Source organism: Paracoccus aminovorans, assembly GCF_900005615.1.
Taxonomy (GTDB): Bacteria; Pseudomonadota; Alphaproteobacteria; order Rhodobacterales; family Rhodobacteraceae; genus Paracoccus; species Paracoccus aminovorans.
The window spans coordinates 830,143-849,256 of the sequence record NZ_LN832559.1 but is presented as its reverse complement, the minus strand read 5'-3'; the positions used below and the strand labels follow the sequence as shown (position 1 = coordinate 849,256).

Here is a 19,114-nt window from a genome sequence, read left to right as displayed (position 1 = left end):
CCTTACCTCACCAGCGTGCCGGTGCGCCGGATGCGGCGCTGAAGTTGCAGGATGCCGTAGAGCAGCGCCTCGGCGGTCGGGGGGCAGCCCGGGACATAGATGTCCACCGGCACGATGCGGTCGCAGCCGCGCACCACCGAATAGGAATAATGGTAATAGCCTCCGCCATTGGCGCAACTGCCCATGCTGATGACATAACGCGGCTCGGGCATCTGGTCATAGACCTTGCGCAGCGCCGGCGCCATCTTGTTGGTCAGGGTGCCGGCGACGATCATCAGGTCCGACTGCCGCGGGCTGGCGCGCGGCGCGGTGCCGAAGCGTTCCAGGTCGTAGCGCGGCATCGAGGTCTGCATCATCTCAACCGCGCAGCAGGCCAGGCCGAAGGTCATCCAGTGCAACGAGCCGTTGCGCGCCCAGTTGATGATGTCCTCGGTCGTGGTCAGCAGGAAGCCCTTGTCCTGCAATTCGCGGTTCAGCTCGGCCGTGGCGAAGTCGCGGTCGGGGCCGGCGGTGTTCAGTCCGGTCATCACGCCCATTCCAGCGCCCCCTTCTTCCATTCATAGGCAAAGCCCACGGTCAGCACGCCCAGGAACAGGATCATGCCCCAGAAGGCCACGTCCGTCAGCCCGGCAAAGCTGACCGCCCAGGGGAACAGGAAGGCCACTTCCAGGTCGAAGATGATGAACAGGATCGACACCAGGTAGAAGCGCACGTCGAATTTCATCCGCGCGTCGTCGAAGGCGTTGAAGCCGCATTCATAGGCGCTGACCTTTTCCGGGTCGGGATTGCGGATCGCGACGATCAGCGCCGCGAGAATCAGCACGATGGCCAGAGCCGAGGCCATCCCCAGAAAGACCAGGATGGGCAGGTATTCTTGCAGCAGGTATTCCACTGGGTTGGGCTCCCTTTCGCTCGCAGGAACCCGACTGGCGCCCCGCGATGGGTTTGGCTTCCGTCCGTTTAGCCCCGGTCGTCGGCAGGGTCAACGGCCCGCCCCTGCGTCACGGGGCCTTTGCGCCACGCCAGAGGCAACAAAATCGCAGGCTTTCGCCGCATATTTTCAAGGCGTTTTACTCAGCTTTCGCGGCCGATCCGGCCCAGATGGGTGTCGCGAAAGCCCGAAGGCAGCTTCAGCCCATATCCCAGCGCCCGGTCGATGCCGATATGCGCCAGCCACAGCCCGCCCCCGGCGATCAGCCCGGTCAAACCCAGCGCCACCCCCGCCGCCGCCAGCAGGAAGGGCAGCGCATAGAGATGGACGAGGTTGTAGAGCGCCGCCCCTGCCCGCGGCCCGGCCAGATAGCCGAGCATCGCCAGGTCCGGCGCCAGCAGGATCGCCAGCCAGAGGAGCACGCCCCAGCCCGGCGCGGCCAGCGCGGCGATCAGCAGCCCGCCCAGCGCCAGCCCCGCCCCCTCGGTCCGCTGCCAGAGAACCGCGCTCATTCCGCCGCCCGCGCGGCGGCAGCCTCCAGCATCGGCGCCAGATAGCGGCCGGTATGGCTTTCCGACACCTTGGCCACCTGTTCGGGCGTGCCGGTGGCGACGATGCGGCCGCCGCCGTCGCCGCCCTCGGGGCCGATGTCGATGATCCAGTCGGCGGTCTTGATGACGTCGAGGTTATGCTCGATCACCACCACCGTATTGCCCTGATCGACCAGGGAATGCAGCACTTCCAATAGCTTGCGGACATCCTCGAAATGCAGGCCGGTGGTCGGCTCGTCGAGAATATACAGCGTCTTGCCGGTCGCCCGACGCGACAGTTCCTTGGACAGCTTGACCCGCTGCGCCTCGCCGCCCGACAGGGTCGTGGCCTGCTGGCCGACCTTGATATAGCCCAGGCCGACCTCGACCAGCGCATCCATCTTGTCGCGGATCGAGGGCACCGCCTTGAAGAATTCCTGCGCGTCCTCGACGGTCATGTCCAGCACGTCGGCGATGGACTTGCCCTTGAAGGTGACCTCCAGCGTCTCGCGGTTGTAGCGCTTGCCCTTGCAGGTCTCGCAGGTGACATAAACGTCGGGCAGGAAATGCATCTCGATCTTGATGACGCCGTCGCCCTGGCAGGCCTCGCAGCGGCCGCCCTTGACGTTGAAGCTGAAGCGGCCGGGCTTGTAGCCCCGCGCCTTCGACTCGGGCAGGCCGGCATACCAGTCGCGGATATGGGTATAGGCGCCGGTATAGGTCGCGGGGTTGGACCGCGGAGTCCGCCCGATGGGGCGCTGGTCGATGTCGATGACCTTGTCCAGCAGTTCCAGCCCCTTGATCGTCTCGCAGGGCGCGGGCGTCTGGCGGGCGCCGTTCAGCCGCAGGCTGGCGGTCTTGAACAGCGTCTCGATGGTCAGCGTCGATTTGCCGCCCCCCGACACGCCGGTCACGCAGACGAACTTGCCCAGCGGGAACTCGGCGGTGACGTTCTTGAGGTTGTTGCCGGTGGCACCGACCACCTTGATCGCCTTGCCCTTGCCCTTGCGGCGCTGGTCCGGAACATGGATCTCGCGCGCGCCGGACAGATATTGCCCGGTCAGGCTGTCGGCATTGGCGGCGATCTCGGCCGGCGTGCCCTTGGCGACGACCGCGCCGCCATGCACCCCCGCCCCCGGCCCCATGTCGAAGACGTAATCGGCGTGGCGGATCGCGTCCTCGTCATGCTCGACCACGATCACGGAATTGCCCTGGTCGCGCAGGCCCTTGAGCGTGTCCAACAGCCGGTCGTTGTCGCGCTGGTGCAGGCCGATGCTGGGCTCGTCCAGCACATAGAGCACCCCGGTCAGGCCCGAGCCGATCTGGCTCGCCAGCCGGATCCTCTGGCTTTCGCCGCCCGAAAGCGTGCCCGCCGCACGGGACAGCGTCAGGTAGTCCAGGCCCACGTTCACCAGGAAGCCCAGCCGCTCGCGGATCTCCTTGAGGATCGCGGCCGCGATCTCGTTCTTCTGCTTGGTCAGGTGGCCCGGCGCGGCTTCGACCCAGGCCAGCGCCTCGCGGATCGAAAGCTGCGTGACCTCGCCGATATGGTTGCCGGCGATCTTGACCGCCAGCGCCTCGGGTTTCAACCGATAGCCGTGGCAGGCGCCGCAGGGGCGGTTGTTCTGGTATTTCTCGAACTCCTCGCGCACCCAGGCCGAATCGCTTTCGCGCAGCCGGCGCTCCATGTTCGGAATGATGCCCTCGAAGGTCCGGGCGATTTCATAGACCCGGCCGGCGTCGTCGAAGCGGAAGGGGATTTCCTCGGCCCCCGAGCCGTGCAGGAACATTCGCCGCATGTCCTCGGGCAGGTCTTTCCACGGCGTCTTCTTGTCGAAACCGTAATGCTTGGCCAAGGCATTGACGGTCTGGGTCAGATAGGCCGATTTCGACTTGGCCCAGGGGGCCAGCGCACCCTGCGCGATGGAAAGCCCCTGGTCGGGGACGATCAGCCGCTCGTCGAAGAACAGCTCGACCCCCAGCCCGTCGCATTCCGGGCAGGCGCCGAACGGCGCGTTGAACGAGAAGAGCCGCGGCTCGATCTCGGGGATGGTAAAGCCGCTGACGGGGCAGGCGAAATTCTCGCTGAAGGTGATCCGCTCCGGCTCGCCCGAGCCATTTTCCGCCCCTGCATCCGCGGTTTCCAGCAGCGCGATGCCGTCGGCCAGGTCCAGCGCGGTGCGGAAACTGTCGGCCAGCCGCGTCTCCATGCCCTCGCGCACCACGATGCGGTCCACCACCACGTCGATGTTGTGGCGGAACTTCTTGTCGAGGGTCGGCGGCTCGTCCAATTCGTAGAACTGGCCGTTCACCTTGACGCGCTGGAAGCCCTGCTTGCGAAGCTCCAGGAACTCCTTCCTGTATTCGCCCTTGCGGTCGCGGACGATGGGCGCCAGCAGATAGGCGCGGGTGCCCTCGGGCAGCTCCATCACCCGGTCCACCATGTCCTGCACCTGCTGCGCCTCGATGGGCAGGCCGGTCGCCGGCGAATAGGGCGTGCCGGCGCGGGCGAACAGCAGCCGCAGGTAGTCGTAGATTTCCGTGACGGTGCCGACGGTCGAGCGCGGGTTCTTGCTGGTCGTCTTCTGCTCGATCGAGATCGCCGGGGACAGGCCGGTGATATGGTCCACGTCCGGCTTGCCCATCATGTCGAGGAACTGCCGGGCATAGGCCGACAGGCTTTCGACATAGCGGCGCTGACCCTCGGCATAGATGGTGTCGAAAGCCAGGCTGGACTTGCCCGAGCCCGACAGGCCGGTGATCACCACCAGCTGGTCGCGCGGAATGTCCATATCCACGTTCTTCAGATTGTGCTCGCGCGCGCCGCGAACCTCGATGAACTTCTGTTCCATCGTGCCGTCCTGATTCCGCCAAGCGCATCAGATAGGCATGATCGCGGAAATGGCAACCGCTAACGGAACATCACGGGAACATTTCCGCTTGCGCTGGCAGCCGCCCTGCCCCACCATGACCGAAACCCGGAGGGAAGCATGGCGAGACAACATTACAAGGGAAGCTGCCAATGCGGCGCCGTCGCCTATGAGGTCGATGCCGATCTGGACCAGACCGTGACCTGCAACTGCTCGCGCTGCAAGCGGCTGGGATCGGTGCTGACCTTCGTGCCGGCGGCGGATTTCCGGCTGACCGCCGAAGGGCCGGTGACGGAATACCTGTTCAATCGCAAGGCGATCCACCACCTGTTCTGCCCGACCTGCGGCATCGAATCCTATGCGCGCGGCACCAGCCCGGACGGCACCGAGGTGGTCGCGGTCAACGTCAATTGCCTAGAAGGCGTCGATGCCCGCGCCCTGCCCAGCCAGGCGGTGGACGGCGCCAGCTTCTAGCCGCCGGTATGGCTCATGTAGCGGGGCATCTGCCCGGTCACATGCCGGCGCGAATAGTCGAAATCGTGGCCCTTGGGCTTGCGGGCGATGGCCTCGTGGATGGCGGCGCGCAGCGGTGCGTCGTCGGGGCTGGCGCGCAAAGCGGCGCGCAGGTCGGCGCGATCCTCCTGCCCCAGGCACATGAACAGCTCGCCGGTGCAGGTCAGCCGCACCCGGTTGCAGCTTTCGCAGAAATTATGCGTCAGCGGCGTAATGAAGCCGATCTTCTGGCCGGTTTCCTCGATGCGGACATAGCGCGCGGGGCCGCCGCTGCGCTCTGCCAGCGGAGTCAGGGTAAAACGCTGCTCCAGCCGCCTGCGCAGGTCGGACAGCGCCCAATACTGGTCCAGCCGCTGCTCCTCGCCCATGTCGCCCATGGGCATGACCTCGATGAAGGTCAGGTCGTGGCCTTCGCCCGCGCACCAGTCGAGCAGCGGGAAAAGCTCGTCCTCGTTGAAGCCTTTCAGCGCCACGGTATTGATCTTGACCCGCAGCCCGGCCCGCTTCGCCGCCGCGATTCCCTCCAGCACCTGCGGCAGCCGGCCCCAGCGGGTGACTTCGGCAAAGCGCGCCGCATCCAGCGTGTCCAGAGAGACGTTGACCCTCCTGACGCCGCAATCCGCCAGTTCGTCGGCGAACCTGGCCAGCTGGCTGCCGTTGGTGGTCAGGGTCAGCTCGTCCAGCCCCTGACCCAGATGCCGCGACATAGCGCGGAAGAATTCCATGATGTTGCGCCGCACCAGCGGCTCGCCGCCCGTGATCCGCAGCTTGCGCACGCCCAGGCCGACGAAGGTCGAACACAGCCGGTCCAGTTCCTCGAGCGTCAGCAGATCCTTCTTGGGCAGGAACTGCATATGTTCGGCCATGCAATAGGTGCAGCGGAAATCGCAACGATCCGTGACCGAGACCCGCAGATAGCTGATCGGCCGGGCGAAGGGATCGACAAGAGGGGCGCGCGCTTCCATGCCGTCAAGATAGGGGCCCGCCGCCATCGGCACAAGCCGGCCGATCGGTTGATGGTCTCGTAACCAAGAAAGCGGGTAGCGGTGGACAGGCGGGCGCGCGGGGGTCTAGCCTTGCCGCAACCGCCAGAGAGATGAGGCTTTCATGACGAAAACGCTTTGCCGCCTGCTGGGCGCCCTGTTCCTTCCGGCGCTGGCCGCCTGCACGCAGCCGGACAATTCGCCGCAGGCCGCGGCGCGGCTGCCCGGCGCGCCGCTGGACACGATGACCGACCCCGCCACCGGCCAGCCGGTGATCCGCGGCCCGGTCCTGACCGGAACGGCGCCGCGCACCCCCGGCAAAAGCAGCACGGCCTCCTCCATCGGGGAGCCGGCCTCGCAAAGCGCCGAGGCGCTGAACACCGCGACCCGCGGCGAGCGCGCCCAAGCGGCCTCGGCCCCGACGGGGGGCGAGCGCAGGCTGGGCACGACCGTCGCCTCGCTGGGCGATCCGTCGCAGCCGGGGTTCTGGGTCAGGACGCCGCTGGTCAAGTCGGAAACCGCGGGGCGCATCGTCAACCCGGCCAATGGCAAATCCGCCAAGGTGCGGCTGATCCCGCTGGGCGGGCCGGCCGGCGGGGGCAGCCAGGTGTCGCTGCCCGCGCTGCAGTTGATCGGCGTCAGCCTGACCGACCTGCCGACGGTCGAGGTCTTTGCCGGCTGACCGGAGCCGCCCTTTCGCTTTTTTCAAGCTCGCGCGCCTGGAGGCCTGCGGGTTTCGGTTGTTCAACTCCTGGGCTCTCGGGCCTTCCACGAGCTCGCGCTCGGCAAGATCCTGCCCCTTCGCCCCCGCTATCTCGCCGATGTTCTCCAGCGCATGGTCGGCGACCATCCCGTCAACCGCCTCGATGAACTCCTGCCGTGGAGCTGGAAAGCCGGAAATCCCGTCAAGAACTGACATCAGTGCGGCCTCCGGACGCATACGGTTGAGAAGCTCTCGGCGACCGCATTGTCGTGACAATTGCCACGACGGCTCATGGAATGCTCAAGATTGTGGGCGCGCAGAAATGCAGCCCAGCCCATGCTGGTGAACTGGCTGCCCTGATCCGAATGAATCAGCCTTTTCCCTCGGCTTGCGCCGCCAGAGCCATGAGCAGGGCTTGCAGAGATAGGCCGCGTTCTGGCGCTGCGCCTCCTGCCCAATCAAGGCTTGCACGACAGGACCGTATTCCTTCATCACCCACGGGTTCGCCATGCCCTCACCCGGCGCAGTGGCGGCGTCGGCGACGGGGATGCGGCCGAACTGCACTGGCGGCAGCCCCTTGAGCCATTGATGCAGCGCGGCGATGGTGCGGGGACCGGCAATGCCATCGGCGGGCAGGCCCGCTTCTGCCTGGAACCGCCTGACCTCGTTCGGGCCGTAGCCGGCCAGCACCAGCGCGGCCCGGACATATTTGGTCTGACGATCAGCAAGGCCGTTCGTGCCGCCGTTGATCCGTCTCGTGATCGTGCCCAGGTCGTTGGCATCGGCATAGCCGTTGAGGCTGATCCCGGTCGGGTTGCCACTGGACCAATACCAGATCGGCCCCAGCCCCTCCCATGGGTCGGTGTTGACCGCGTCGGGCATCACCTCGAAGTCGGGCGCGGCCGGGTCCAGCTTGCGCGCCCAGGCGGCAAACTTGCTGTAATTGGCCCTGCCGATGATCTGCATCGGGCCTCGGCCCCGGAAGCGCGAGCCGTCGCCCGGCTGGGTGTTGCCCAGATCGGCACGGCCCTCGTAGCGCTTTTGCGCCGCCGTCGGCCCCCATATCTCGCGGTCGTAGCGCCAGCCGCCGCTCTCGTGACCCAGCTGGCCGAGGTAATGCGCCAGTCGATGCGGCCGCTCAAGCCCAGCACCGACGCCGGCTTTCGCCAGCCCCGCGACGGTTGATCGCATGTTGTCGTTCACCCCGCCACCGGCGATGGCGGACAGGTGGTCAGCCGTTAGCTGCATGCACGTCTCCATGAAAAGCCCCGCGCGATGGCGGGGCGGATGCGTCGGGGTACGACATGCGACGGCACGCCGCGTCACATATTCCAGTGCGCGGCAACTCGCTGTATCCGCGCCGGCTTCCGGTCAGCTCAACGGCTCTGGTCGGAAAGGTCCTCAGGGCGTGCCCGCTCTGAGGGCCGCCAAAGCCATTGCAGCAGCGTTCCGAGTATAGAGGCCGACGCGGCGTGAGCACGCCGGCAGGGTCCCGCTAGAGAGGAAGAAACCTGACGGCACTGAGGGCACTTTCTCTCCTGGAGCCGAGGCAAGTATGGCGGCGGCGGCATCTGCCGATGTTCTCCACCTGATCCGCTTTCGTTCTCAAAACTAAACCAATCGGTGTGGAAATGTTCTGAACACGTTCTTTAGTCGGCTCTGAACAACCGTGTCAGGCCGCCAATACTTTCCTATGAAGGGCCCTTTCGCGCCAGATGATCGCCGCAATCAGGTGGAGTAACAGGACCCAAAGAGCCCTGAGATGGGCGAGGATCTGGCGGATGTTTTGACCGCAGGCGCAGAGGATGGCAAAGACCGCGTCGCCGATGCGGCCCTTCAGCGGGCATCTGGCAAGGCGCCCGTCGGACTGCATGTGCCCGATCTCGGGCTCGATGGCACTTCGGCGCCTGAGGAGCTTTGCCAACAGCGGGCTGATGCCGCGCCTCATGCCGCTGATCAGGACCCTGGTGGTCTCCACACCATGGCCGCGATAGCCGCGGTCGACCACAACCAGAGCCGGCACCTGGTCGGCTAGGATGGCGACCTGCTCCAGTGCTGACGCCAGGGTATGGCCGTCGTAGGGGTTTCCAGGAAAGCTGCGGGCGCCGACAACGAAACCGCCGTCGAGAGTGGTGGCGAGACTGACCTTGGTGCCGAACTCGTAACGGATGCGGGCCTTGCCCTTGGAGATGCAGTCGACCTCGGGCTCGTGCAGGGAATAGATCTTGTCCTTGCTCTTCGGGGTCTGTTCGAGCAGGCAGCCGACCAGCCAGAGCGCTTCCAGCACCTTCTCACGCAGCGCACCTTCGGGAATGTCCTGCAAATGGCGGCGCAGGTCCCGGCGCACCCGGCCAACATAGCCCTTGAGCTGGCGCAGGGCCTTGCGCATGCGCTTGAACTGCCGGGCATGGGCATAGCGTCCGACCTGGACGGCCAGCCGCGGGGCAAGCCGCGCATAGCTCTGGCGCAGATCGATCCCAGCTTCTTTCGCCAGGTCCACCAGCAGCACACGCGCCCGCTCGTAAAGCCGGGCGTCCGTCGGATGGGCGATGGTCTTTTCCATCACAGTTGTATCGACAGCCACCCGCTTCAGGCTCCTTTCTGTAACGGCGCCAGAAGCCCGACCTGCCTCGATCGTCTTGGTCAGCAGCCACTCCACTCCTTCTTCGCCGATGCGCTTGCGCCAGCGGGTCAGAGATGACGGGTCGATCGGCGGGTGGTGCTGAAAGAATGTCTCGCCGGTGAAGTGCTGGTAATACGGGTTCTCGACCCACCGGGCCAAGACCGCCTCGTCCGACAGCTTGAAGGCATGCTGGAGATACATCAGCCCGGCGACCAGGCGTGGCGATGTCGCCGGACGCCCCTGATGCGAAGGGAAGAAGGTTGCCCATTCCCGTTCGAAAAACTCCCAGTCGATCAGTGCCGCAAGCTTCACCAGCTCGTGGCGCGCATCAATCATATCGACCAGTCGTGGACGGAGCAGGTCATCCTGTTCAGGGACGCGGGAATGGGGCTTCATAGGCGACCGGAAATTGCAGAGCTTCTCGCGGAAGCATACGAAACCCTGCAATTCAAAGCGAACAAAACCGCAAATTCAGAACCCAAAATCAACGTGGTAGAGGTTGTTCAGATCGGACTCTTTAGCGTGCTCCAAGGCTTGCCCCAAAAGGCAGGTTCAAAGGCTGGCCACATTGTCACAACCTGCAACTGTTACGAGTGCTATGTTGCGACGGTCAGCCTGTTTTGCTGGCCGTCGTTATAGTTCGCGAGGCCGGGTTGCGCTGCAGCCCGATTCGCCTTTTGCGAGTAGTGTTTTTCATCCCCCTTCAGAACCGGAGATTGCTTGATGAAATTGCCGACGATGTTGATGGCCGTGCTGATGATTGCCGCCTGCGCCGACGCCAAACAGCCTTGGGAGAGCGCACCCGTAACGGTGGATACGGATCAAGGCCCGGTGACGTGCCAACTCTATACCGACAAGGCCGTCCTGTGGGACCGTGCGACCGCGCGTCCTGCCGGCATGACCGACGACACCGCCAACCGTGTCTGCCGTGCAGAGGGTGAAATGCGCAGAGGCGGATCGACCCAGAAGCCCGCCGCCGAAGCGCTCTGATCCGCTGGCTTCGGTCAGGGATGCCTGCCCGTATCGAGCCTGGCCTCGATCTTGCGCAGGCTGTCGAGGATCAGCACCATCCGCTCGTCCTGCCGGGCGGTCGTCGTTTCCATGGCACGGATCCGGGCCTCATGCGCTGACAGAGATGCCGCGTGATCGGCAAGCTTGGCCGCCAGCGAACTGGTCGTCGTGGTCCACGTCCCCCAGGCTACCGCGACCCCGACGACCATGGAGCCGAGGACGAGGATGTTGCCGTGGCTGATCCGGTTGTCGATTTGGGTCATCGTCTCTCCTTCTGCATGAAAAAAGCCCGCCGGAATGGGTCGATATGAAAAAGCCGCCCTGAGGACGGCCAGTTGCATTTTGCATATACGATCTGCTTGACTAAGCGCGCATCAAATCGTATATACAACCATGCGGATCGAGTTCGACCCCGCGAAAGACGAAATCAACATCGCCAAGCACGGCGTGTCCCTTGTCCGCGCGGCTGAACTCGAAATCCTCGCCTTCATCGAGGATGACCGCAACGACTACGGCGAGACACGCTACCGTGCGTGGGGCCTGATCGACGGAAAGGCCCATTGCCTCGCCTTCACCGACCGAAACGGCACCCTGCGCGCAATCAGCCTGCGTCGGGCGCACAAGAAGGAGATGGACCGCTATGCCCCGCTCGAAAGCGATTGATCACGACAACCCGGAATGGACGAAGGAGGACTTCGCCAAGGCCCGCCCGGCCAGCGAGCTTCCTGCTCATATCCGTGCGGCCTTTCCCCGCACCAGGGGGCCGCAGAAGGCCGCGAAGAAAACTCCGGTCTCCATCCGCCTCAGCCCCGAGGTGATCGAATATTTCAAGGCCGGAGGCCCTGGCTGGCAGAGCCGGATTGATGAGGTGTTGCGCAAGGCGGCTGGGGTTTGATGCGAGCGCCCCGTAAAGCCCGCAGTGTCGCCTATGTGACAGTGCGGGCCATTGCTCATCGGTAGGCTAGTGAGGTGGTGAGGGAGGGCGTGTGGTGGCGCCCGTCCGCTTTCGTCAGGCGAACACCGCCCTCATCCGACTTGCAGTCCGGGCTCGATCTTGGCATCCAGAGGCGGATTGTCGTCGATGGAGTTCATCATGCAGGTTGTAGGCATTTGTCGTTTTTCTTTGCTGGGCCGTGGCGACTGGCGACCCTATCGCGGGAAACCCGACGACGAGGTGGGGCGCATCGCAAACGAGCAGGCCGCCAAGCTGTTTGCCCCCGACCGAATGGAGCGCCGACTGGCAACTTTTGAACACATCACCCTCCCGTCCCTCAAGGCACAGACCGATCAGAATTTCATCTTTCTCGTCGCCGCGTCGGAACTGATTCCGGAAGAGTATAAGGCCAGGCTTCAAAAAATATGTGATGAAGTCCCGCAAGTGGTTCTCCGGTTTTTTCCACTCATCAATGTTGGAAAAGCGTAAATCGAGATGTTCGATCAGATCGGTCTGCAATATAAGGACGTATTGCAGTTCCGACTGGACGATGATGACGCTCTTACCGTCGATTTCATCCGCAAGATGCGCTCTACAGTCGATCGATTAATCCCAGGAAGTTTTCCGTTTTCGGTCAGTTTCCGCAACGTGATGTTCTGCGCCAAAGGTGGACCACATTCGGGGATATATAGTTGGAGCGCACCTTTCTTGGGCGTCGGGGTCTCGCTCTGGCATCCGCGACACAGCATATTTGCTTTTGGTCATTTCGCTCTGGCGCGGCGTTTTACCAGCATCATTATCCCCGGCGGAATGGCGATGGTTACACATAATGGCGGGTTGAATGACACCCTATTTGATGCCCAAAGGATACGCCGGCAAGGCATGAAAAAAATGGATGATGCCACCATTGCAACATCGTGCGCGGCCCACTTTCCCTTCTTGACGGACAAATCCCGGGAAATCGCTGGGCTACCCGCGGCGTAGGCTCAGTAAACAGCCGCGCGAGATGTGACGAGAATCTCACGATCCAGTGCGTGCCATGCCGCAGAACGCTAACCGACTCGTGCCTCAGCGATGTTTGAAGAAATATGATCCAACACCCTTTTATAAATCCACGGCTTTATGCGCGGCATAGCCCCGGTCACCATACGGGGCATAACCAAAGATAGAACGCCCGCCTGTCGCATCGTTTCAAGAACAGTATGCCCTGCCCCTGGAAGGGCGGACAATGCCAATTTCTTGTAGCAAGGTCCGGCGTATTGAAACAGAAAGCGAGAATCCTGAATAATCAACGGATCGTATATTATGGACGGAATAATTGACGGATCGATGCAGGTAAGACGTTCGTCATGGGAGAATTCTCGCGGTCGGCCATCCTCTCTTAGGGAAACAGTTTTTCCAAAATGCCCTCTCAAAATCGGATGGTTACTGAGTCTTGGGCTTGCCGCAACGATCTGCGATCCGATGGCGCTCCCGAAGTAAAGAGCCGCATATCCACCTAGACTTGCGGGGTGCGCCGAAGGCCGCCGACATTGAACTCGACCAGCACGTCTTCCTTCTCACCGATCTCGGTCAGGGTCGCCAGATCGTCCAGCATCACCTGCGATGCGTGCGTCAGCCAGTATTGCAGATCCTGCGACCAATCCGCAGCCGACATCAGGCCCGGAATCGTCTCGCGGTTTCGCCCCGGCGACTGCATGTGTGTCACGTCGATATCATCGGGCGTCCGCTCGGGGGTATTCAGTTCCTCGATGCCGTAGATCTGGGTCTAGGCGGTGACGGTTTGGCAAGAGAGACTCGGAAAGTGGCGCGCTCAGGTTCGTGTCGGCGGAAAGGCCATCTCCATCGGGAGTTTTTCCGATGAAATCGAGGCCGCAAAGGCCCGCGACATTGCTGCGCGGCGCTATTATGGTGACTTTGCTCGGCTCAACTTTGCCTGACCTCAGGCAATCTCCTTGTCAAAGTGCAGGAACCGATGTCCCCGCAGATCCACGGCGCGCCCGTCGAAGCGGAACCCGAGCCAGCGCAGCCAGCGAATCGCGACGGCGTTTTCCTCCGCCACAAGGTTCCACAGCCGCCGGAAATCCTGCCCCAGCCACTCCAGCCCGACGCGGGAATCGGCGATGAACTCGCGCCGGAACTCGCGCCGATCCACCGCCCGCGTCATCAGCGCCCAGGGGCATCCGACATCGGCAAGCATCGTGGACGCGCTCACCCCGAAGATACAGACCAGCTCGCCGTCGATGTATGCCGCCCGGCAGCGCCGCGCGCGGGAAACCATGGACCGCAGATCGGCCTCGGTCTCGCCCATAGCCATGCAATCCAGCTCCAACCGATCCACAGGCCGCAGGCGCGGCAACAGTTCGGTGACAACTTCCGGCGTGACGGGACCGACCGTGACCCGCATCAATTCCGCCCGATACTGATGCCGATGGCGATACCGAGGACCGTCATAGGCAGCGGGTAATCCTGCCTCAGCGTCACGGTGCCGTCACGGTTCCACTGCGCAGGGACAGTCAGCTCATCCATGCCGGTCCAGAGCGGAATTTCATCGTATAGATCGCCGCCCGTCTGCACCAGCTCGCTTTCGCGCCCATCCTCGGTCACGACCTTGATGCCGCGGGTGGTCACGACGCACGGCAAGCCGCGCTCGGAAAAGGCGTTCAGCAGTTGGTTCGCCGAGGCAGCGGTGGCCGCTGGCATCGCCGGAAAGTCCGCTCACGGGCTGAGGAAGTCCCGCGCCATGGCGCTGGCCGAAGCGGGCGCAACAGCGCACCAGATCGCCGCTTGGACCGGCCATGAGAGCCTGTCCGAGGTCCAGCGATACAGCAAAGCGGCAGACCGCAAGCGCATCCTGTCCAGCACGGATCAGGAACAGAAATTGGAAACCAGCAAGACCCAGAATGGAAACCGAGGCGCTAATGCCTGATTATACAACACTATTTTCATGGGATGGTGACCCCGGCAGGACTTGAACCTGCAACCTGCCCCTTAGGAGGGGGCTGCTCTATCCAGTTGAGCCACGGGGCCGCCGGGTTCTTTTGCCCGCAGATCACGGAAATGGCAAGGTTGCCGTCGCCCTCCGGACACGATAACGGTAACATGATTGCGTTCCGGTAATTGCCATGAATACGAAGCGACCCCGCCGTCCCCTGACCCTGCGCGACGTGTCCGAAGCCTCGGGCGTTTCGGAAATGACGGTCAGCCGCGTGCTGCGCAATCGCGGCGACGTCTCGGCCGCCACGCGCGAGAAGGTGCTGACCGCCGCCCGCACCCTCGGTTACGTTCCCAACAAGATCGCCGGCGGCCTGGCCAGCCAGCGCGTCAATCTGGTCGCCGTGGTCATCCCCTCACTCTCGAACATGGTGTTTCCCGACGTTTTGGGCGGCATCTCGGCCGAACTCGACGACACCGGCCTGCAGCCGGTCGTGGGGGTGACCAACTACAGCCCCTCGCGCGAGGATTCCGTGCTTTACGACATGCTGAGCTGGCGGCCTTCGGGCGTGATCCTGGCCGGGCTCGAGCACAGCCGGGCCGCGCGGGCCATGCTGGACAATGCCGGACTGCCGGTGGTCGAGATCATGGACGTGGACGGCGAACCCATCGATACGGCAGTCGGAATATCGCAGCGCCGGGCGGGGGCCGAGATGGCCGGGGAAATCCTGGCGGCAGGCTATCGCCGCATCGGCTTCATCGGCACGCATATGCCCGAGGACCATCGTGCCCGCAAACGCCTGGCCGGCTTCGAGGAACGGCTCGCCCAGGAAGGGGTGCAACTGGCGGCCCGGGAATACTATCAGGGCGGCTCGTCCCTGCATAAGGGCCGCGAGTTGACCGAGCGCATCCTGACGCGCGAACCGGGTCTGGATTTCCTGTATTTCTCCAACGACATGATCGGCGCCGGCGGCCTCCTGTGGTGCCTCGAGAAGGGCTATGACATTCCCGGCAAGCTGGGCCTGGCCGGGTTCAACGGCGTCGAATTGCTGGACGGGCTGCCGATGCGGCTGACCACCACCGATGCACGGCGCATCGACATCGGCCGACGCGCCGCCCGCATCGTCGCCGGCAAGGAGCCGAGGCCCGAAAGCGGCGTCATCGCGCTGGCGCCGACGATCATGCCCGGCGAGACCATCCGCAAGCGTTGAGGCTGCTACCCGCGCGCCGCGTTGCCGGGATAGCTGAAAGAGGGCGAAAACGGGCGCAGGCCTGGGCACCCACGCAATATGCTTCTGCGCTCCGCAAATACCCCATGCAACAGCGACGGTTGCACTGCCGTATGGGGTATTTGAGGAGCAAAGAAGCCAAGGCCGCACCGGCCCGCCTCGTCTCAGTCGAAGCCGGGGAAGAACAGGTTGGCCGGGGACAGGGTAAAGATCTCGGCCCCGCTGGCGGTGACGCCGATCGAATGCTCGAACTGGGCCGAGAGCAACTTGTCGCGGGTGACCGCGGTCCAGTCGTCGGCCAGGATCTTGGTCTCGGGGCGGCCCAGGTTCACCATGGGCTCGATGGTGAAGAACATGCCCTCTTCCAGCACCGGGCCCTTGCCGGGGCGGCCGAAGTGCAGCACGTTCGGCGGCGCGTGGAAGGTGCGGCCCAGGCCGTGGCCGCAGAAGTCGCGCACCACCGACATGCGGTTCGATTCGACATAGGACTGGATCGCCCAGCCGATGTCGCCGAAAGTGGCGCCGGGGCGGACGGCCTCGATGCCCTTCATCAGGCTGTCATGGGTGACCTGGATCAGGCGCTTGGCCTTCACGCTGGGCTTGCCCGCGACATACATGCGCGAGCTGTCGCCGTACCAGCCGTCCAGGATCACCGTCACGTCGATGTTCAGGATGTCGCCATCGGCCAGGATCTTGTCGCCGGGGATGCCGTGGCAGACGACGTGGTTCACGCTGATGCAGCTGGCGTGCTGGTAGCCGCGATAGCCGATGGTGGCGCTGACCGTGCCGAGCTCGGTCACGCGGTTGCGGATGAAGTCGTCCAGCGCGGCGGTGGTGGTGCCGGGCTGGACCAGCGGGCCGACCTCGTCCAGGATCTGCGCCGCGATCCGGCCCGCCGCATGCATGCCGGCGAAATCCTGCTGGTCGTGGATGCGGATCCCCTCGCGGGTCTGGCGTGCGTCGTTCATGGCGTCCTCGTCCTGTGCTGCCCCACAGATAGTCCCAAGGCGCCACTTGTTCCAGCCCCGTGCGCGGACCTATACATTTCCCGACAGCCGAAACGCGAGGAACGCGAGATGCAATCCGACAATCCCACCGCCGCCATCCTGGTCATCGGGGACGAGATCCTGTCCGGCCGCACGCGCGAGGGCAACGCCCATTACCTGTCGCAGGTGCTGAACAGCATCGGCGTCGACCTGCGCGAGGTGCGCATCGTCGGCGACGACCACGACCAGATCGTGGCCTCGATCCGGGCGCTGGACAAGGCGTTGGGCGGGGCCTGGGACATGCTCTTCACCAGTGGCGGCATCGGCCCGACGCATGACGACATCACCGCCGACGCGGTGGCGGATGCCTTTGGCGTCGGCATCGAGATCAACGAGGAGGCCCGCCGCGTCATGGTCGAGCGCTGGGAGGCGCGCGGGGTCGAGGTCACCGGCAACCGGCTGCGCATGGCCCGCATCCCGCTGGGCGCGGCACTGATCCCCAACGCCCATTCCGCCGCGCCCGGCTTTCGCATCGGCAACACCCATGTCATGGCCGGCGTGCCCGAGGTGTTCCGGGCCATGGTCGAGGCCATCGTGGACAAGCTGCCGACCGGCCGTCCCTCGGTCAGCGAGGCGCTGGAGGTGCTGCGCCCGGAATCCGATGTGGCGGACGAGCTGCGGGCGGTGGCCGACGCCTTCCCCGACCTGTCGCTGGGGTCCTATCCGTTCCAACGCGGCCAGCGCTACGGCACCAGCCTGGTGATCCGCGGCCTCGACGCCCGGCGCGTCGCCGATGCCATGACCCTGCTGCGCGAAAGGCTGGCCCTATGATCGCCGATACCGAAATCGCCCGCGCCTTCGAGAGCACCTGGCCCGCGGCCGATTATGCCGGTGTGGGCGGGTTCCGCGTCGGCCGCGGCGCCGGGGGCGGCAGCCGGGTCAGCTCGGCCCGGGCCGTGGCGCCGGGCTGGGACGCGGATGCCATCGCCGAGGTTGCCGAGATCCAGCGCCGCTGGAACGAGCCGGCGATGTTCCGCGTGGCCGAAACCGATGCGGCGCTGCAGGAGGCGCTGGCGGCGCGCGGCTTCCGGCACGACCGCCCGACCGTGGTCATGGCCGCCGATTGCGCCGCGCTGGCGGCCGAGCCGCTGCCGCGACTGAGCACGTTCGACATCTGGTCGCCGCTGGCGGTCCAGCGCGAGATCTGGGCGGCGGGCAATGTCAGCCCCGGCCGGCAGGCGGCGATGGCGCGGGTGCGCCAGCCCAAGACCGCGCTGCTGGGCCGGGTGCAGGACCGCGCCGCCGGGGCCGCCTTCGTGGCGGTGGACGGGCCGGTCGCCATGATCCACGCCATCGAGGTGGTGCCGGCGCTGCGCCGGCTGGGCGTGGCGGGCTGGCTGCTGCGCCGGGCGGCGCAATGGGGGCAGGAGCAGGGGGCGACCCGGCTGGCGCTGGCGGTCACCCGGGCGAATACCGGCGCGCGCGCGCTTTACGACCGCTTGGGCTTTGCCGAACTGGAGGGTTACGGCTACTGGACCCGCGACGACTAAGGCCTCAGCCGATCGCGGCAGCCAGGCGGCGCAGTTCCTTTTTCAGCAATTCCAGCTCGGCCCGCATCAGCGTCATCTCGGCCAGCAGGTCGTCGTCCAGCAGCGCGCCAGCGATCAGCGTCAGGCTGCCCAGGGAATGGGCGCCGGCCTGCAGAGGCTCGGCCGCGGCGCCCCGGTCCTCGACCAGCAGGAAGCTCTGCACCCCGTCCGACAGAAGCTCGGGCGGGATGGCGGCGGCGACGCGCCAGCCGCCCTCGGGCTCGGCGGTGGCCAGGGCCTCGGCGACGGGGCTGCCCATATGCACCAGCAGCAGCCGGCCCGGGGGCGTCTCGCGCCGCAGGATGCCCTGCCAGATTCCGCTTTTCAGGCCCAGGGATTCGAATTCGCTCATCTCGCTTCCTCGCTTCAGAGTTCGGCCCGCAGGTGGCGCGAGAAGAACAGGTCGCGGATCTCGACCGCATTCATCCGCGGCGATTCGAAGATCAGGTCCAGCCAGATCTTTTCCAGCCGCTTCTCGTTCATCTGGGTATAGGCCAGGTCGAACTCGGTCACCTGCTGGACGGGCTGGCCGGGCTCGAACCGGTGCAGCTGCAGGGTCATCTCTTCGATATTGGGGCCGTGGCCGATGTTGAGCCGGGCATAGACGTTCAGCGCCCGCTCGGCCAGGATGCCGGTTTCCAGCCGCAGGACGTGGCTGCGCGTCAGCCCCTGCAGGGCGCTGGTCGGCAGGTCGATGGACAGCGACAGGAAGCTGCCGGAAAAGCCGAAGACCTCCAGCCGGATGCCGAAGGGCGACAGGTCGGTGGCGCCCAGATTGGCGACCTGTTCCAGGATCAGCGCCCGCTCGGGGCAATCGTGCCAGATCGCGGCGCCGTCGCCCAGCGTGCCGCCCGGCTCGGGCCCCGCCACGCCGCGGGGCGAGATCTGCGCGGCCATGAAACCCGGCCGCCAGCGCCAGTCGGTGCCGCCGGGCAGATGCAGCGCGTCCAGCGCAGCGCGCGAGCGCACGGCGCGGCGGTCGGCGCGGATCAGGAAGCGGTCGAGGCTGGCGCGCAGGCCCAGCGCCTCGTCGCGCAGGCTGCGCAGCCGGCCGGGACCCAGCGCCTCGGCGGTTTCGGCCAGGTCCGCCCAGTGGCGCAGGGCCCGTTCGCGGGTTTTGCGTTCGATCCACTTGCGAGGCCGCATTGCCATGCCGTTCTGCCCTGTCCCTGATCGCTGCGAGGTCGGTTTCCGCGCCGCCCCGGCGAAGCGGACGGCGCGCCTTGGATAGGGCCCGGCGCCGGCGGGGGCAAGGCCGGGCGCGGCCGAATCACGGCA

23 protein-coding genes, 1 tRNA gene and 3 pseudogenes are annotated in these 19,114 nt (G+C 65.2%); 11 read left to right on the top strand and 16 right to left on the bottom strand.

Annotated features, from left to right (window positions below):
* Positions 1–2 precede the first annotated feature (2 nt).
* The 4 genes from JCM7685_RS04295 to uvrA form a co-directional block, all read right to left on the bottom strand.
* Positions 3–536, bottom strand: coding sequence for a NuoB/complex I 20 kDa subunit family protein (locus JCM7685_RS04295; protein ID WP_074965674.1), 534 nt, complete (start codon positions 534–536; stop codon positions 3–5).
* Positions 527–892 (bottom strand): NADH-quinone oxidoreductase subunit A, encoded by a 366-nt coding sequence (locus JCM7685_RS04290; RefSeq protein WP_074965673.1) that lies wholly within the window; start codon positions 890–892, stop codon positions 527–529. The genes JCM7685_RS04295 and JCM7685_RS04290 overlap by 10 nt, the downstream gene beginning before the upstream one ends.
* A gap of 182 nt (positions 893–1,074) precedes the next feature.
* Positions 1,075–1,443 (bottom strand): DUF4260 domain-containing protein, encoded by a 369-nt coding sequence (locus JCM7685_RS04285; protein ID WP_074965672.1) that lies wholly within the window; start codon positions 1,441–1,443, stop codon positions 1,075–1,077.
* Positions 1,440–4,313, bottom strand: a complete 2,874-nt coding sequence (uvrA, locus tag JCM7685_RS04280) for an excinuclease ABC subunit UvrA (protein WP_074965671.1) — start codon at positions 4,311–4,313, stop codon at positions 1,440–1,442. Before uvrA ends, JCM7685_RS04285 begins: the two co-directional genes overlap by 4 nt.
* 138 nt (positions 4,314–4,451) lie before the next feature.
* Here uvrA and JCM7685_RS04275 point away from each other — a divergent pair, with 138 nt between their 5' ends.
* The gene (locus JCM7685_RS04275; RefSeq protein ID WP_074965670.1) at positions 4,452–4,805 is read left to right on the top strand and encodes a GFA family protein; all 354 of its coding nucleotides are present in this window, start codon (positions 4,452–4,454) and stop codon (positions 4,803–4,805) included.
* On the opposite strand, the gene moaA is transcribed toward JCM7685_RS04275, so the two are convergent.
* Positions 4,802–5,836, bottom strand: coding sequence for a GTP 3',8-cyclase MoaA (gene moaA / locus JCM7685_RS04270; RefSeq protein ID WP_074965669.1), 1,035 nt, complete (start codon positions 5,834–5,836; stop codon positions 4,802–4,804). The two genes, JCM7685_RS04275 and moaA, sit on opposite strands and share 4 nt — an antisense overlap.
* A 115-nt stretch (positions 5,837–5,951) precedes the next feature.
* Here moaA and JCM7685_RS04265 point away from each other — a divergent pair, with 115 nt between their 5' ends.
* A complete protein-coding gene (locus JCM7685_RS04265; protein WP_074965668.1) occupies positions 5,952–6,509 on the top strand; it encodes a hypothetical protein in 558 nt (185 codons plus the stop codon).
* 45 nt (positions 6,510–6,554) lie between these two features.
* On the top strand, positions 6,555–6,743 hold the full coding sequence (locus tag JCM7685_RS20695; RefSeq protein WP_197701076.1) for a transposase domain-containing protein: 189 nt from the start codon (positions 6,555–6,557) through the stop codon (positions 6,741–6,743).
* A 32-nt stretch (positions 6,744–6,775) separates the two neighbouring features.
* On the opposite strand, the pseudogene JCM7685_RS04255 reads toward JCM7685_RS20695, so the two are convergent.
* From JCM7685_RS04255 to JCM7685_RS04245, 3 genes and pseudogenes are all read right to left on the bottom strand, one after another.
* Positions 6,776–6,957: pseudogene (locus JCM7685_RS04255) on the bottom strand (DDE-type integrase/transposase/recombinase); the annotation flags it as partial.
* A gap of 173 nt (positions 6,958–7,130) precedes the next feature.
* Positions 7,131–7,412, bottom strand: a pseudogene (locus JCM7685_RS20195) (peptidoglycan-binding protein); the annotation flags it as partial.
* Positions 7,413–8,202: 790 nt separating this feature from the next.
* Positions 8,203–9,549, bottom strand: a complete 1,347-nt coding sequence (locus JCM7685_RS04245) for an IS5 family transposase (RefSeq protein ID WP_074968338.1) — start codon at positions 9,547–9,549, stop codon at positions 8,203–8,205.
* A 327-nt stretch (positions 9,550–9,876) separates the two neighbouring features.
* Here JCM7685_RS04245 and JCM7685_RS04240 point away from each other — a divergent pair, with 327 nt between their 5' ends.
* Entirely contained in the window at positions 9,877–10,143 is a 267-nt protein-coding gene (locus tag JCM7685_RS04240; RefSeq protein ID WP_074968340.1) for a hypothetical protein, read from the top strand.
* A 14-nt stretch (positions 10,144–10,157) separates the two neighbouring features.
* Here the strand turns inward: JCM7685_RS04240 and JCM7685_RS04235 are convergent, their stop codons facing one another.
* Complete coding sequence (locus tag JCM7685_RS04235; RefSeq protein WP_074968341.1) at positions 10,158–10,427, bottom strand: hypothetical protein; 270 nt, start codon at positions 10,425–10,427, stop codon at positions 10,158–10,160.
* Between the two features lie 130 nt (positions 10,428–10,557).
* Here JCM7685_RS04235 and JCM7685_RS04230 point away from each other — a divergent pair, with 130 nt between their 5' ends.
* The 3 genes and pseudogenes from JCM7685_RS04230 (at position 10,558) to JCM7685_RS20190 (ending at position 12,082) form a co-directional block, all read left to right on the top strand.
* The gene (locus JCM7685_RS04230; RefSeq protein ID WP_074968343.1) at positions 10,558–10,827 is read left to right on the top strand and encodes a BrnT family toxin; all 270 of its coding nucleotides are present in this window, start codon (positions 10,558–10,560) and stop codon (positions 10,825–10,827) included.
* Positions 10,805–11,059: a BrnA antitoxin family protein gene (locus JCM7685_RS04225; RefSeq protein ID WP_074968345.1), complete on the top strand. Its 255-nt coding sequence runs from the start codon at positions 10,805–10,807 to the stop codon at positions 11,057–11,059. Before JCM7685_RS04230 ends, JCM7685_RS04225 begins: the two co-directional genes overlap by 23 nt.
* Positions 11,060–11,245: 186 nt before the next feature.
* Positions 11,246–12,082: pseudogene (locus JCM7685_RS20190) on the top strand (glycosyltransferase).
* Between the two features lie 514 nt (positions 12,083–12,596).
* Here JCM7685_RS20190 and JCM7685_RS04210 read toward each other — a convergent pair.
* From JCM7685_RS04210 to JCM7685_RS20185, 3 genes are all read right to left on the bottom strand, one after another.
* Positions 12,597–12,797 carry a phage tail protein gene (locus JCM7685_RS04210; protein ID WP_074968351.1) on the bottom strand — a complete coding sequence of 67 codons (201 nt, stop codon included), beginning with the start codon at positions 12,795–12,797 and terminating at the stop codon, positions 12,597–12,599.
* 243 nt (positions 12,798–13,040) lie between these two features.
* A complete protein-coding gene (locus tag JCM7685_RS04205; RefSeq protein ID WP_074968353.1) occupies positions 13,041–13,505 on the bottom strand; it encodes a hypothetical protein in 465 nt (154 codons plus the stop codon).
* A complete protein-coding gene (locus tag JCM7685_RS20185) occupies positions 13,505–13,801 on the bottom strand; it encodes a hypothetical protein (RefSeq protein ID WP_231964727.1) in 297 nt (98 codons plus the stop codon). Before JCM7685_RS20185 ends, JCM7685_RS04205 begins: the two co-directional genes overlap by 1 nt.
* Here JCM7685_RS20185 and JCM7685_RS04200 point away from each other — a divergent pair.
* The gene (locus tag JCM7685_RS04200; protein ID WP_074968357.1) at positions 13,713–14,027 is read left to right on the top strand and encodes a tyrosine-type recombinase/integrase; all 315 of its coding nucleotides are present in this window, start codon (positions 13,713–13,715) and stop codon (positions 14,025–14,027) included. The two genes, JCM7685_RS20185 and JCM7685_RS04200, sit on opposite strands and share 89 nt — an antisense overlap.
* Before the next feature lie 24 nt (positions 14,028–14,051).
* Here the strand turns inward: JCM7685_RS04200 and JCM7685_RS04195 are convergent.
* Positions 14,052–14,128 (bottom strand) — tRNA-Arg (locus tag JCM7685_RS04195).
* A gap of 95 nt (positions 14,129–14,223) precedes the next feature.
* Between JCM7685_RS04195 and JCM7685_RS04190 the strand changes: the two genes are divergently transcribed.
* Positions 14,224–15,243 carry a LacI family DNA-binding transcriptional regulator gene (locus JCM7685_RS04190; RefSeq protein ID WP_074968359.1) on the top strand — a complete coding sequence of 340 codons (1,020 nt, stop codon included), beginning with the start codon at positions 14,224–14,226 and terminating at the stop codon, positions 15,241–15,243.
* A 182-nt stretch (positions 15,244–15,425) separates the two neighbouring features.
* On the opposite strand, the gene map is transcribed toward JCM7685_RS04190, so the two are convergent.
* Complete coding sequence (map, locus tag JCM7685_RS04185) at positions 15,426–16,229, bottom strand: type I methionyl aminopeptidase (RefSeq protein WP_074968361.1); 804 nt, start codon at positions 16,227–16,229, stop codon at positions 15,426–15,428.
* Positions 16,230–16,337: 108 nt separating this feature from the next.
* On the opposite strand from map, the gene JCM7685_RS04180 reads away from it, so the two are divergent.
* A complete protein-coding gene (locus tag JCM7685_RS04180; RefSeq protein WP_074968364.1) occupies positions 16,338–17,078 on the top strand; it encodes a competence/damage-inducible protein A in 741 nt (246 codons plus the stop codon).
* On the top strand, positions 17,075–17,797 hold the full coding sequence (locus JCM7685_RS04175; RefSeq protein ID WP_074968366.1) for a GNAT family N-acetyltransferase: 723 nt from the start codon (positions 17,075–17,077) through the stop codon (positions 17,795–17,797). The genes JCM7685_RS04180 and JCM7685_RS04175 overlap by 4 nt, the downstream gene beginning before the upstream one ends.
* A gap of 4 nt (positions 17,798–17,801) precedes the next feature.
* Here JCM7685_RS04175 and JCM7685_RS04170 read toward each other — a convergent pair whose 3' ends face one another.
* Together JCM7685_RS04170 and JCM7685_RS04165 are read right to left on the bottom strand one after the other, a co-directional pair.
* Positions 17,802–18,188, bottom strand: a complete 387-nt coding sequence (locus tag JCM7685_RS04170; protein ID WP_074968368.1) for a hypothetical protein — start codon at positions 18,186–18,188, stop codon at positions 17,802–17,804.
* Positions 18,189–18,202: 14 nt separating this feature from the next.
* Positions 18,203–18,988 (bottom strand): DUF6478 family protein, encoded by a 786-nt coding sequence (locus JCM7685_RS04165; RefSeq protein ID WP_074968370.1) that lies wholly within the window; start codon positions 18,986–18,988, stop codon positions 18,203–18,205.
* Between the last annotated feature and the right edge of the window lie 126 nt (positions 18,989–19,114).

What these genes read in the sequence shown, in the direction of transcription:
- moaA (WP_074965669.1), bottom strand. Translation starts at nt 5,836, where the DNA reads ATGGCGGCGGGCCCCTATCTTGACGGCATGGAAGCGCGCGCCCCTCTT.
- JCM7685_RS04285 (WP_074965672.1), bottom strand. Translation starts at nt 1,443, where the DNA reads ATGAGCGCGGTTCTCTGGCAGCGGACCGAGGGGGCGGGGCTGGCGCTG.
- JCM7685_RS04235 (WP_074968341.1), bottom strand. Translation starts at nt 10,427, where the DNA reads ATGACCCAAATCGACAACCGGATCAGCCACGGCAACATCCTCGTCCTC.
- JCM7685_RS04240 (WP_074968340.1), top strand. Translation starts at nt 9,877, where the DNA reads ATGAAATTGCCGACGATGTTGATGGCCGTGCTGATGATTGCCGCCTGC.
- JCM7685_RS04200 (WP_074968357.1), top strand. Translation starts at nt 13,713, where the DNA reads ATGCCGCGGGTGGTCACGACGCACGGCAAGCCGCGCTCGGAAAAGGCG.
- JCM7685_RS04245 (WP_074968338.1), bottom strand. Translation starts at nt 9,549, where the DNA reads ATGAAGCCCCATTCCCGCGTCCCTGAACAGGATGACCTGCTCCGTCCA.
- JCM7685_RS20185 (WP_231964727.1), bottom strand. Translation starts at nt 13,801, where the DNA reads ATGCCAGCGGCCACCGCTGCCTCGGCGAACCAACTGCTGAACGCCTTT.
- map (WP_074968361.1), bottom strand. Translation starts at nt 16,229, where the DNA reads ATGAACGACGCACGCCAGACCCGCGAGGGGATCCGCATCCACGACCAG.
- JCM7685_RS04265 (WP_074965668.1), top strand. Translation starts at nt 5,952, where the DNA reads ATGACGAAAACGCTTTGCCGCCTGCTGGGCGCCCTGTTCCTTCCGGCG.
- JCM7685_RS04225 (WP_074968345.1), top strand. Translation starts at nt 10,805, where the DNA reads ATGCCCCGCTCGAAAGCGATTGATCACGACAACCCGGAATGGACGAAG.
- JCM7685_RS04295 (WP_074965674.1), bottom strand. Translation starts at nt 536, where the DNA reads ATGGGCGTGATGACCGGACTGAACACCGCCGGCCCCGACCGCGACTTC.
- JCM7685_RS04170 (WP_074968368.1), bottom strand. Translation starts at nt 18,188, where the DNA reads ATGAGCGAATTCGAATCCCTGGGCCTGAAAAGCGGAATCTGGCAGGGC.
- uvrA (WP_074965671.1), bottom strand. Translation starts at nt 4,313, where the DNA reads ATGGAACAGAAGTTCATCGAGGTTCGCGGCGCGCGCGAGCACAATCTG.
- JCM7685_RS04175 (WP_074968366.1), top strand. Translation starts at nt 17,075, where the DNA reads ATGATCGCCGATACCGAAATCGCCCGCGCCTTCGAGAGCACCTGGCCC.
- JCM7685_RS04190 (WP_074968359.1), top strand. Translation starts at nt 14,224, where the DNA reads ATGAATACGAAGCGACCCCGCCGTCCCCTGACCCTGCGCGACGTGTCC.
- JCM7685_RS04275 (WP_074965670.1), top strand. Translation starts at nt 4,452, where the DNA reads ATGGCGAGACAACATTACAAGGGAAGCTGCCAATGCGGCGCCGTCGCC.
- JCM7685_RS04230 (WP_074968343.1), top strand. Translation starts at nt 10,558, where the DNA reads ATGCGGATCGAGTTCGACCCCGCGAAAGACGAAATCAACATCGCCAAG.
- JCM7685_RS04210 (WP_074968351.1), bottom strand. Translation starts at nt 12,797, where the DNA reads ATGCAGTCGCCGGGGCGAAACCGCGAGACGATTCCGGGCCTGATGTCG.
- JCM7685_RS04180 (WP_074968364.1), top strand. Translation starts at nt 16,338, where the DNA reads ATGCAATCCGACAATCCCACCGCCGCCATCCTGGTCATCGGGGACGAG.
- JCM7685_RS04205 (WP_074968353.1), bottom strand. Translation starts at nt 13,505, where the DNA reads ATGCGGGTCACGGTCGGTCCCGTCACGCCGGAAGTTGTCACCGAACTG.
- JCM7685_RS04165 (WP_074968370.1), bottom strand. Translation starts at nt 18,988, where the DNA reads ATGGCAATGCGGCCTCGCAAGTGGATCGAACGCAAAACCCGCGAACGG.